Consider the following 11,656-nt stretch of genomic DNA (forward strand, 5'->3'; position numbering starts at 1 on the left):
AAATTTCAGTGACGCCCGTTTAGGAAAGCGCGCTGACAAGGATTTTTGCAAACACGGTCATCATGATCAGCGCAATGGGGTAGGCCGTTGCGTAGCTGACGACGGGTGCCTGGGAGTCGGTCTTGGCGGTGATGGCACCGAGGGCAGGGGTGGAGGTCATCCCGCCGCAAATGCCGCCGAGTGCTTGCAAGATGTTCATTTTGAAGAACTTCGTGGCGATTGGCAGGGCAATGGCGATCGGTGCGACGGTGAGCACGACCCCCATCAGGAACAGCATGACGCCGTATTCCTGCAAGGTGGCGATCATCGCGCCGCCGCCCTTGACGCCGGCATCGGCGAGGAACAGCACCAGGCCGAACTCCTGCAACAGTTGCCGGGTGGGGCGCGGAATGTGTCCAACGATCCGGCCAACACGGCCAAAGTGGCCCAGCACGAGGCCAGTGATCAGCGGGCCGCCAGCGAGGCCGAGTGTAAGCGGGCTGCCGCCGGGCAGGGTGATCGGGATCAGACCAACGATGATGCCCAGTGCCAGACCCAGCGAGAGTGACAGCAGGTCCGTCTCGCCAATCGAGGTGCTGCGGTGCCCGACGAATTCGGAAAATTCCCTAATCGACTCCGACCGTCCAACCACGGTCAGCATGTCGTGCGTTTCGATGACGGTCGAGGCGTTGGGCACAAAAGTGAGGCCCAGGCGGGAAATGCGGGTGATGACGACGCCGTGGTTTTTCAACGGGGCGATGTCGCGGAGGTTCTTACCGGCGATTGCTTTGCTCGTCACGGCGAGCTCGCGTTTTTCGTTTTCCACATCGCGCAGGAGGGACTGGTCGCAGCGCTTGCCAAGGTAGTCCACGGCGATGCCGATCTCCTTAGTCAGGCCGACGAGCATGAGCTTTTGGCCAACGTGAAAGGTGTCATCGTAGCTGAGCGGCTCCAGCTTCTCACCGCGCTGGACGCGGGAGGCCTGGCAGGCGTTGAACTGGCTGAGGCCGGACTCCGAGATGCGCTTACCCTCCAGATTCGGGTTGGTGACTTCCACGAGGACGTTTTCCACGCGTGCTTCGGCTTCGCGGGGGTCTTTAGCCTCGGCGGCGGCCTTGGTGAGGTCCCACTTCAGCAGCTTAGGCAGCACCTGGATAACGATCACCACGCCCGCCACGCCAAAGGGGTAGGCGATGCCGTAGCCGATCACGAGTGCCGACTCACCGGCGTCGGACAGGCTTTCGCTGGCAGCGGCAAGGGCCGGAGTGCTGGTCAGCGATCCGGCAAAAATGCCCGCCGCGAGGTCCGCTGGAATCCCCAGTGCTTTGCCCATGGCATAGGCCAGGGCGGTGCCGATGATCACGATGAGCAGCGCGAGTAACGCCAGCTGGCTGCCCTCTCGCGCAATGGCAGAAAAGAAACGGCCGCCTGCGCCAATGCCCACGCAATAAACGAACAGGACCAGTCCCACGGAGCCGATGGCCGCGGGCAGACCATACTGGAAATGCCCGGCCAGCAGCGCGGTGAATAGCACGCCGGAGCTGCCGAGGTTAACCCCCTTGATCGTGACTTGACCCAAGAGCAAACCACCGCCGATAATCACGAAAAGCGCGATCAGCGGATTGCTCATCAAAGTGTGAATGACTCCTTCCTCCATAGTAGGCGTTTAAGTTATGCTAATTCTGGGTTGATTTGCAATCAAAAATATTAATACAGATTTGGATTGCCTGAGGCTTTGAAGTTCAAAGCCTTATGCTTCAATGGAGGTCTCGATTTACGGAAGCCTCGCCTGGATCATCTTTTTGGGCGCGGTCGCGCAGTGGGTGGGCTGGAGGCTCAAAATCCCGGCAATTTTGCTTTTGCTCGGGACGGGATTCCTCGTGGGCCCGGTGACTGGCTGGATTAACCCGGATGATGTGCTTGGCGACATCCTTTTTCCCATAATTTCCGCCGCGGTGGCGATCATTTTGTTTGAGGGCGGGCTGACGCTGAAGTTCTCCGACCTGCGGGAGGCCGGGGTCACGATTGTGCGCCTGGTATCGCTGGGCGTAGCCATGACCTGGGGATTAACTTTTGTCTTGGTAAAAATTTTCCTTGGCTTCGATACGATGCTCAGCGCGCTGTTCGCCGCTTTACTGGTGGTGACGGGGCCGACGGTGATCGGGCCAATGCTGCGGACGATCCGGCCGCGGGGTAAGGTGAAATACATGGCCAAATGGGAAGGCATTCTCAATGACCCCATTGGCGTGGTGCTCGCGGTTTTAATGTTCGAGGTGCTCATTGCCCAGCATGGCGGTGGGCACGGGCATGGCCACGGCGATATGGGCGGCGGCTCGATCGTGGCCATTGGTCTGCTCAAGACGATTGTGATCGGTGTGGTCTTTTCCGCGTTGAGCGGGGGACTATTGCTCGGGCTGGTAAAGCTCAAGCTGCTGCCGGAGTTTTTGCACAACTTCGTGGTGCTGGCGCTGGTGCTGGGCTCATTCGGCGTGTCCAACCATTTGCAGGAGGAGTCCGGCCTGCTCACGGTGACGCTGTTGGGCATTCTGCTAGCCAACCAAAAACTCTTCGACGTGCGCCACATCACGGCGTTTAAGGAAAATTTGCAGATTCTGCTCATTTCGATGCTGTTCATTCTCCTGGCCGCCCGGGTCTCCCCAGAGACGGTCGAGCGAATCAGCATCAACAGCGTGCTCTTTGTGGTCGCGCTGATAGTGTTGGTGCGCCCGGCGGCGATCCTGGTGTCGACGATTGGCTCGGGGACGACGTGGAAGGAGCGCGTGCTGCTGATGATGCTCGCCCCGCGCGGAATCGTGGCGGTCGCGCTGACCTCGCTGTTTTCGCTCAAGCTGGCTGATGCGGGCATTGCCGATGCGGATAAGATGATGGCCGTGATGCTGCTCGTTGTCGTGATGACGGTTGGCTTCTACGGTCTGTTGGCCGCGCCACTGTCAGCGAAGCTGGGCTTGTCGAACCTCGACCCGCAAGGGGTGTTGTTTATTGGCGCGCACGATTGGTCGATCAATATGGCTGCCGAGCTGAAGAAGGCCGGTGGCGATGTGGTGCTAATCGACTCCAACCGCTTCCATGTCCACCGCGCGCGCCGCCAGGAGCTGAACGCCCATCCGGGCAATGTGTTTTCCGAAGAGTTCCTGGAGGAGCTGGACTTCTCCAACATCGGGCACGCCGTGGCACTTACGGCCAATGACGAGGTGAATGGCTTTGCGCAGACGACCTTGCGTGAATATATCGAACGTGCCGACATTTACCACCTGCTGCCGGAGAAAAACTCCAACCCGCAGGGCGGGGAGTCGCGCAAGATGAACCCGCTCTTTGCCGAAGACGCGACCTTTAGCTTCTTCGAAGCGCAGATGGCCAACGGCGCGACCTTCGAGCATCTCACGCTGCGGGAGAATTTTGACATGTCCGCCTTCGATGAGGAATACGGTGCCCGCGCGGTGCTGTTATTCTGCATTGATCCTGAGGGCGATGTGCGCATCTTTAGCGCCAAGTCGAAGATCACGCCCAAGGAAGGCTCGACGCTGGTCTTCCTCAAGCGCGCGCCGGATGGAGAGTAGGCGTAGCTATTTGGCTTAGCGCGCGGCAATGTTGCCTTTTGCCTTGGAATACGCTCGTGAATATGGCCTCTTATTGGCATGAAAAAGTGGGGCCTGATTCTTTGTGTTTTATTCAACGCGGCATTCGCTTTTGGCGAAGAGCCTGAAGAAATCGTTACGGAGTTCTTCGCCAAGCTCAGTGCTGGCCAGTCCAGCGAGGCGGTAGATTACATCTTCGCCAAGAACGACTGGGTGAAGACCAAGGAGGACGCCATCGCCAAATACAAAGGGCAGCTCGCGACGATGGTCAGCATGGTCGGCAGCTATCATGGCTTCGAGCTCGTGAAAACCGAGGAAATCGGTGACAGCTTGATGGGCTGCTCGGTGATTGCCCGATACGACCGCCAGCCCGTGCGTTTTATCTTCATTTTCTACCGCCCCAATGACACCTGGCAGGTGCAGAACGTCAATTTCGACGACAGCATTGACGCCGACCTGCGAGAAGCGTTGAAGCGGCCGTAGACGTGGGGGCATCCGTTTTCAATCCGGACTTGAGGCTTGTGGATTTGGCTTCGGAGGTTAGATTGGAGGCAATGAAAACGTCTTTCACTTATTGGAAAGAGCCCGATGGAGTGTATCTGGGATATTTAAATGAATTTCCTGATCACTGGACGCAGGGTGATGACTTGGAAGATCTGAAGGCCCACCTGCTTGATTTATATCAGGAGTTTTCCAAGGACGACATTCCAGGCATCAAGCGGGTTGCAGAGCTTGAGCTCGCATGAAGCGTCGCGAGCTGATTGCGATTCTGGCTAAGAGCAGTTGTGTGCTTTTGCGGCATGGCGCTAAGCACGATATTTATCATAACCCGGAGAGTGGTAAAACTGAGCCCGTTCCACGCCATCGGGAGATTAATGAACGGCTGGCCAAGAAAATCATCAAAAGCCTGACTGAGCAATAGCCACTGCCGCAACTTCCTTGCCCCGCGCGCGGATTCCTGATCGCATACGCGACTTATGAAAGAAACCGCGTTAGAGCAGCCGGATTATTTTGTCGCCAATTGCCGGGCGGGGTTGGAGCCGGTCGTCGAGGCCGAGCTCAAGGCCTGGGGGCTGGAGATCGCCTTTGTCGGCAATCGCATGGTCGCGTTTCGCGGCAGTGAAGAAGATTTCTACAAGGCCAACATGGGCCTGCGCGCAGCGCTGTCGGTGCTGAAGCCGATCCGGCGCTTCAACGCGAAGAACACCGACATGCTCTACTACCAGTCGCGCAAGGTGAATTGGCACCAGTTCTTCACGCCCGACAAGACGATCAAAATCGACCTCAAGGGCGACTGGAGCCAATACCGCAATGAGCGGTTCGCGCTCTACCGGATCAAGGACGCCATCGTCGACGTATTTAAAAAACTCTGCGATGGCGAGCGACCCAGCATCGCCACGCGCGAGCCGGATGTGCGCATCGTCGCCTTTGCGCTCAAGGGCGAAGTGACGCTCTACCTCGACGGTGCTGGCGAGCCGCTCTTTAAGCGCGGCTACCGTTGGGAGCACGGCGAGGCCCCGCTCAAGGAAGACCTCGCCGCTGGCATGCTTCAGCTGATCGGCTGGGATGGCTCGACGGACCTGATTGACCCCCTTTGCGGTAGCGGCACGTTTCTGTTTGAGGGCTATTTGCTGGCCAACCGCATCGCACCGAACCTGGAGCGCGAATTCGCCTTCCAGAACTGGCTGACGTTCAACCGCCCCGCCTACCAGCGGGCGCAGAAGGCCCTGCGCGACGCCGAGCGCCAAGCCGACATCAAGATGATCGGCTTCGAGCATGAGCGAAAGACCTTTAACACGCTGCAACGCATTGCCCAGCAGCACTTTCCGGCGGGGGCGTTCTCCCTGCATCCGGATAAATTTCAAGCCGTCAAGCTCTGGCATCCGGGCGCGCAGGTGCTCACCAACCCGCCCTACGGCGTGCGCCTGAAACCAGCGGACCTGAACGGCGTTTACCGCGACTTGGGCGCATTTATGAAAATGGCGGCCCCCGGCGGCAAGGCTGCGCTGATCACCGCGGCGCTGGATGCGGCGGTATTCGTGGGCCTACCGGTCAAGGAGAAGTGGAAGCTCTTCAATGGCGCGCTGGAATGCCGTTTTTTCTCGTATGATATTCCCCAGGAGAAGAAGGAACCGAAGCCGGAAACTGAGGACGGCGGCGAGGCAGGCGAGGATATTGAGCCACGGATTGACGCGGATTGAACGCGGATCGGAGAGGCAAGTGATTTTGAACAGAAGGTAACCAAGAGAGCAAAGCCAGCAGGGATGGTGAAATTATGTTGGATGGCATCCGCGTTCCATCCGCGTTAATCCGCGGCTAAAAATATTGCCTCGACACTAATTCTCCAATCGTAACCGTAATACATTCATGCGCATCGGTTTAACAGGCGGCATTGGCTGCGGCAAGTCGACGGCGGGCAAGTGCTTCGCTGACTTGGGCTGGCGTCGGCTGGATTCCGATGAGGTCGTTCGCGAGCTGCTGGCCACCGATGCCGAGCTCCACGCCAAGCTGCGCGAGCGCTGGGGCGATGAGGCGGTGCTGCCCGAGTGCGGCGCGAACCGGTCTTTCATCGCGCACAAGGTTTTTCACGACAAAGGCGAACTGGCCTGGTGGGAGAATCAGGTGATTCCCAAAGTCCGCGCGCGTTGGCAGGGTGCCCTGGCTGCGGAGCCCGATGCTGACTGGCTGGTGGAGGTCCCCCTGTTGTTTGAGCGTGATTTGGCGGGACAATTCGACGCCACGATCTGCGTGGAGGCCCCGGAATCAACGCAATTGGCCCGATTAGCCGCTAAAGGACTTGACCGCGAGCAATCCCTCGCCAGAATCAATAATCAGTTGCCGGTTTTGGACAAGGCGCGACGCGCTGATTTAGTCCTGTCAAATGCCGGTTCGTTTGACTTCCTGCTGCGCCAAGTCCGGCGCGCGTCTGAGATGCTACGATCGCAATCCCCGATTTCTTAAATGTAATGGTTCTCGTGCTGGTATTGGTTACCGGAGCACGCTTCTTTCGATCCCGAAATCCCGATTATTGGATTAGACTGTTTTATCTATGAGTGATTCCGAAGAGCAATTGCTCGACCTACACGAGGCCGAGCCCCAAGCTGAGCAGACCGCTCCCAAGAAAAAAGTCGCCCGCAAGCGCGCCGCCAAAAAGGCAGCGAAGAAGGCTGCCAAAAAAGCGACGAAGAAAGCTGCCAAGAAGGCCGTGAAAAAGGATGCGGGCGACGACATACCTGAAGTTTTCTCGGCAGACCCGGACGACATGGATGACTATGGCGACCGCTCGGTGCGCACTGAACGCGAGGCCCAGATGGAAGCAAAAGCCAAGCAGGAAGCCGCCGCCGAAGCCAAGGCCAAGGCGAAAGAGGAGTCTCAGGCAAGGCGTGACGCCCAAGACGATTCCGGCAATCGCTCATCGGATGATGAGTCGGAAAAGCCGTCTGCCGGGAGGCCGGATCGCTCAAACCGCGACGACCGTGACCATCGCGACAATCGTGGCGATCAGAATGACCGCAACGACCGCAACGACCGCGATGATCGCCGGGACGACCGTGGTCAGCAGAACCGCCAAGGCAACAATCGCGACCGTCACCAGCAAAAGGGCGGTAACCCGAAGTTTCAAAAGGGCAACCGGGACCGCAACCAGCACCAGGGAGGCGGTAACCAAGGCGGCGGTAACCAGGGCGGAGGCAATCCCAACCAAAACCAGGATCGTTTTAACAAGAAAAAGGACAAGTTCCAGAAAGGCGGCAAAAAGGACCGTTTCCAAAAGGGCGGCAAGAAGGGCGGCGGATGGCGCAAGGACTTCGCCTCAGCCAATGACGACGATGTCGATCCGCCCAGCTTCGACAGCCTCGAAGAGTGGGACGTGCTCGGCAGCGCCGAAGAGCGTGCCAAGCTGACCGAAGAGGTCGCCTCGGGCGAGCCGCTGGACTACAACGAAGTTTACAACCTGCGCGTGCCCGAGATGGAAAAGTGGGCCCGTGAGAACGGCGTGGAGTGGGATGGCCCGCCTAGCCGTCGCAAGCTCCTGAACGCCATCTTGAAGAAGGCCGGCGAGGACAAGCGTGCCATCAAGGCCAAGGGCATTGTTGAGGAGTTGGAGGACGGCTTTGGCTTCATCGTATTCAGCGAAGACAGCTACCGCCTGCGCACCGAGAGCCCCTACATCGCGCCGCAACTTTTCTCGGAATACGGCCTGCAGCGTGGGCATGAGGTGGAGGTTATTATCCACGCCCCGCGCGAGGAGGATACCACGCCGTTTGTGTTGAAGGTAGAGACCGTTATGGGGATGGACCCCGAGACCGCGCAGCACCTGACGCCGTTCAAGGAACTCATCCCGTACTACCCGACCGAGCGCATCATGATGGAGTCCGAGCAGGGCCGCCTTGGTAAGTGGGACAACATTTCCATGCGCATTGTTGACCTGCTGAGCCCCGTTGGCCTCGGCCAGCGCGGCCTGATCGTCGCCCCGCCGCGCACGGGTAAGACCGTCCTCTTGCAGGGCATCGCCAACGCGATTCGCGCCAACAAGCCCGAGGTACACCTAATCGTGTTGCTCGTCGATGAGCGCCCGGAAGAAGTCACCGATTTCAAGCGCAGCGTGAAGGGCGCGGAGGTCATTTCCTCGACTTTCGATGAGTCGGCCGAAAGCCACGTGCACGCCGCGGAAATGGTCAGCGAGAAATCGCGCCGCATGGTCGAAGCCGGTAAGGATGTTATCATCCTGCTCGACTCGATCACCCGCTTGGCCCGTGCCTACAACACGATGATGCCCAGCAGCGGTAAGATCCTCTCCGGTGGTGTCGAAGCCAACGCTCTACAACGACCGAAGCGCTTCTTTGGCTCGGCGCGCAACATCGAGGACGGCGGCAGCCTGACCATCCTCGGCACCGCGCTCGTCGAAACCGGCAGCAAGATGGACGAAGTTATTTTCGAGGAATTCAAGGGCACCGGCAACATGGAGCTCCACCTCGACCGCGAGCTCTCGAACAAGCGCGTTTTCCCGGCGCTCTCGTTTGAAAAGAGCGGCACCCGTAAAGAAGAGCTTCTCTACCACCCGGACGAAATGAACAAGGTCTATGGCCTGCGCCGTGCGATGAAGGGAGTCGGCTCCGTCGAAGCGATGGAAATGCTCATCCAGCGCGTCAAGAAAACGCAGACCAACGCCCAGTTCCTGATGTCGCTTAGGTAGGGACGCACCTCCGGGGCGTCCGCACTCCTGATGCTCGCGCGTCGTGCTCACTAACTTTGCATTGCAAAGTTAGTGAGTGGTTATGTGACGGGCTGTTCTCTAAAAGAGCGTATGCAAGATGTGGCGGATTGTCTCGATCCGTATTGCATTTGCTCGGCCCTTAATAGGTGAAATGGATTGGCTCAGGGACTTTGGGGTGCGTCATGGTGATTACGCCGCCTTGCTGACTTAGCGCTGCTTCGTAGGTCGCATCATTGTCCCATGATACCCACTGCTCGCGACCGCCGTATTCCGCGTCGGCGGCTTTGAGAAATTCCTCGAACCCTATTCTTTCAATCTCTGGATGTTCAAGCGCGTATTGCTGCCAGGCGGAGCTGATGAAGCGACCGTCGGCAGTCAGGGATTGCGCGATGGATTCGGAGACAGTCCGCTGCCACGTATAGTAAATCACGGCACCTATCACTGCCATAATGGCAACGAAGATGGTGAGGCTTAGCTTGGCCTTAGGGCACATGATTAAGATGAAATAGTAAGCTTAATGATTGCTAGTATTAACTATTTTATCGTTTTGAATTGCGTCAAGATTTCGCAGCAGAGCTGAAGCGACGGCAACACGTCTTGCGGCGTGGGGGTGGGTTGACGGTTTTCCACCAGGCTCGCAATGAACTCCGCCGTCTCGGCGAGTGTGCCGTTTTTGATGTAGCCGGGTTGGTCTTTGCCGGGTTCGTTGTGGATGACTTGCCGGTTGTTTTCCCAGGCCATGAATTCGCCGGTGCTCATTTCGCCATTGCTGGTATGGACGCGAAAGCCGTCGCCGAAAAACTCATAGGCCTCGTCGCGCATGCCGGCGGTCGGGTAAACCTCCAGCAGCCCGGCAACACCGCTCACAAATTGGATGTCCACGCGATACCATTTGACGCCGTTAACGTCGCGCGCAGTCAGTTGGTAGCTGGCAATGTCGCCCGCAAACCAGCGCATCGCGTCGACCACGTGCAGCCCGGTCTCAGAGAAAAATTGCGGCTCACGGCGCTCGTTGCGAAACATTGTGGCGCGGAAAAACTCCACCTTGCGCCCGGTCATCCACTCCTTTGCCGCGACGAGGGCAGGGTCGAATCGGCGGTTCACGCTGACCATTACGCGGGCGTTATTTTCCGCCACAAGCTTGCAGATTTCTTTGGCCTGCGCGACGTCCACTCCCGGCGGTTTCTCGATGACAAAGGGGAGCTTTGCCTTGATCAGTTGTTCGGCGATAGATTTGGTGAGGCTCACCGGGGTGACCGCGATCACGCCATCGAGCGATTCGCTGGCGAGCATATCGTCGGTGCTCGTGTAGTGCCGGGCGAAGCCAAACTCCGCCGCCGTGCGCTGGGCGACTTCAGCATCGATATCGCAGAATGCCGACAGCTCGATGACGCCGGGATGCTCCGCAGCGTATTGCTTGAGCGAGGGGAGGTGGTTGCCGCGCGAATGTGCGCCGCCGCCAATGAGTCCGATTTTTTTCATGGGGGGAAGCCAATGTCCCCAATCGTGATAGACGCGGCAAGTCTGGATTTAGCAGGCTTTTAAAATTGGCTCCTCAGCAGGCTCAGCGGCACCGCTGTCCACAACCCTCTCCATCAATGGGCTCTCTAACTGACTCGCCGGTGAGACCGTGCGACGCCCCCAGGGAATGAAGCCCGCGAACCACCAGCGCCAGAAATTGAGGCCGTGGTCGGGGTTGGCGTCGAGGAGTTGGCGGAAGGTGAGCTCCTCGCCGATGCGCCAGCCGGTCGCTTCGAAGTAGCACGTCTGCACAAATTTCGAGCAATATTGACGGCGGCCATCGAGATCGAACCCTACGTCGTACCATTGGCCCAGGCGGCTGTCGGCGGCGCGTTTCAGGGCGCGGCGGTGGGCGTCGGTCAGCGGCTGTTTGGGGCGGGTGATGGCGTAGCGGCGGTCCTCGCTGCGGGCGATAAACGACTCCAGCGAAACGCAGCGCGAGCGCGGGATGGCGCTTTCGTAAACCATCGGCTCGCCAGCGTCGTTGTGGAGAATCATGCCCACGTGCGAGGTCCAACTGCTGGTGGCTGCCGCCACTTGACGGAAGAGAAAGGTCGGTATGGCGATGAAGATCAGGTCGCCGTCGCGAAGTTCAGTCGAGTGAGTATTGGATGTGTGTTCCATGCCGGGCTTTATTGCCGGTTGCGGGCCAATCTTTATGGGTTTGTGTTAAGTTGTTCTATGGGAATGGCTTGTGGGCTATTGGCGCGAATGCGCTTAGCGTTGTATAATACGTATTTTGACCGCATTGGCCGTAAGCTGTTCAAAAAATGCCGTCTACCCAGGCGAAGCTAGGGGCCATCCTCGCAAGATAACCCCCACTTTAGCCATACTGCGAACTACTGAATAGAAATTGAGGGATTGGGGACCTTGACTCAGTAAACGCTTTTTAAGAACCTGTGCTCGTGGATGCTGACCTGCAACAGTACTTGCCGGTGCTAATTGTTATTGGCGGGGTGATCGCTGCCGGGCTCTTTGTTAAGAAGACGGGCTGGTTTGGCATTGTGTTGATCGGCCTCATGGCGGCGATCTGGATTTTTAAAACCAATCCGCAGTGGTTCGACAAACTAGACGGCATAATGGGCCGCATTGTCGAGGTGGATCGCAAGTAGCGGACATCTCCACCGAATCCGCTGTTACTTTTAACGTATCGACCACGGATGCCCGCGCGAATACCTTGGCCAACGGCTGTTTGCGGAATACTGCTAATGTATTGGGGGGCTTTACTGGTAAGCAGGCGAAAAGCGTGGGCGGTTCGGTCGCGCAATGGATCAACAACTTGACACCCCTCGTGTCGCGTCGTGACTATCTTGCGGGTAATTTCTACCCACTTTAAAATATCTCT

Annotated in this window: 12 protein-coding genes; 8 read left to right on the forward strand and 4 right to left on the reverse strand. The window is 58.1% G+C overall.

Annotated elements, in window-relative coordinates:
- Nucleotides 1–19 precede the first annotated feature (19 nt).
- Complete coding sequence (locus O3S85_RS19465; protein WP_269542772.1) at nt 20–1,636, reverse strand: aspartate:alanine exchanger family transporter; 1,617 nt, start codon at nt 1,634–1,636, stop codon at nt 20–22.
- 103 nt (nt 1,637–1,739) lie between these two features.
- Here O3S85_RS19465 and O3S85_RS19470 point away from each other — a divergent pair, with 103 nt between their 5' ends.
- The 7 genes from O3S85_RS19470 to rho all read left to right on the forward strand — a co-directional run bounded on the left by O3S85_RS19470 (nt 1,740) and on the right by rho (nt 8,769).
- A complete protein-coding gene (locus tag O3S85_RS19470) occupies nt 1,740–3,557 on the forward strand; it encodes a cation:proton antiporter (RefSeq protein WP_269542774.1) in 1,818 nt (605 codons plus the stop codon).
- 78 nt (nt 3,558–3,635) lie between these two features.
- Nucleotides 3,636–4,058, forward strand: coding sequence for a hypothetical protein (locus tag O3S85_RS19475; RefSeq protein ID WP_269542776.1), 423 nt, complete (start codon nt 3,636–3,638; stop codon nt 4,056–4,058).
- Between the two features lie 71 nt (nt 4,059–4,129).
- A complete protein-coding gene (locus tag O3S85_RS19480; protein WP_269542778.1) occupies nt 4,130–4,321 on the forward strand; it encodes a type II toxin-antitoxin system HicB family antitoxin in 192 nt (63 codons plus the stop codon).
- A complete protein-coding gene (locus tag O3S85_RS19485) occupies nt 4,318–4,497 on the forward strand; it encodes a type II toxin-antitoxin system HicA family toxin (RefSeq protein WP_269542780.1) in 180 nt (59 codons plus the stop codon). Before O3S85_RS19480 ends, O3S85_RS19485 begins: the two co-directional genes overlap by 4 nt.
- Nucleotides 4,498–4,552: 55 nt before the next feature.
- Nucleotides 4,553–5,776: a THUMP domain-containing class I SAM-dependent RNA methyltransferase gene (locus O3S85_RS19490; protein ID WP_269542781.1), complete on the forward strand. Its 1,224-nt coding sequence runs from the start codon at nt 4,553–4,555 to the stop codon at nt 5,774–5,776.
- Between the two features lie 166 nt (nt 5,777–5,942).
- Entirely contained in the window at nt 5,943–6,536 is a 594-nt protein-coding gene (gene coaE, locus O3S85_RS19495) for a dephospho-CoA kinase (protein ID WP_269542782.1), read from the forward strand.
- Nucleotides 6,537–7,443: 907 nt separating this feature from the next.
- On the forward strand, nt 7,444–8,769 hold the full coding sequence (gene rho / locus O3S85_RS21300; RefSeq protein WP_425499858.1) for a transcription termination factor Rho: 1,326 nt from the start codon (nt 7,444–7,446) through the stop codon (nt 8,767–8,769).
- Between the two features lie 160 nt (nt 8,770–8,929).
- Here the strand turns inward: rho and O3S85_RS19505 are convergent, their stop codons facing one another.
- The 3 genes from O3S85_RS19505 to O3S85_RS19515 are packed head-to-tail and all read right to left on the reverse strand — an operon-like array spanning nt 8,930 to nt 10,935.
- Nucleotides 8,930–9,283: a hypothetical protein gene (locus tag O3S85_RS19505; protein WP_269542785.1), complete on the reverse strand. Its 354-nt coding sequence runs from the start codon at nt 9,281–9,283 to the stop codon at nt 8,930–8,932.
- A gap of 41 nt (nt 9,284–9,324) precedes the next feature.
- Nucleotides 9,325–10,272 (reverse strand): Gfo/Idh/MocA family protein, encoded by a 948-nt coding sequence (locus O3S85_RS19510; RefSeq protein ID WP_269542787.1) that lies wholly within the window; start codon nt 10,270–10,272, stop codon nt 9,325–9,327.
- A 48-nt stretch (nt 10,273–10,320) separates the two neighbouring features.
- Nucleotides 10,321–10,935: a YiiX/YebB-like N1pC/P60 family cysteine hydrolase gene (locus O3S85_RS19515; protein WP_269542789.1), complete on the reverse strand. Its 615-nt coding sequence runs from the start codon at nt 10,933–10,935 to the stop codon at nt 10,321–10,323.
- Between the two features lie 281 nt (nt 10,936–11,216).
- On the opposite strand from O3S85_RS19515, the gene O3S85_RS19520 reads away from it, so the two are divergent.
- Entirely contained in the window at nt 11,217–11,423 is a 207-nt protein-coding gene (locus O3S85_RS19520) for a hypothetical protein (protein WP_269542791.1), read from the forward strand.
- Nucleotides 11,424–11,656 lie beyond the last annotated feature (233 nt).

Origin of the sequence: Cerasicoccus sp. TK19100, from assembly GCF_027257155.1 — a bacterium.
GTDB lineage: Bacteria > Verrucomicrobiota > Verrucomicrobiia > Opitutales > Cerasicoccaceae > Cerasicoccus > Cerasicoccus fimbriatus.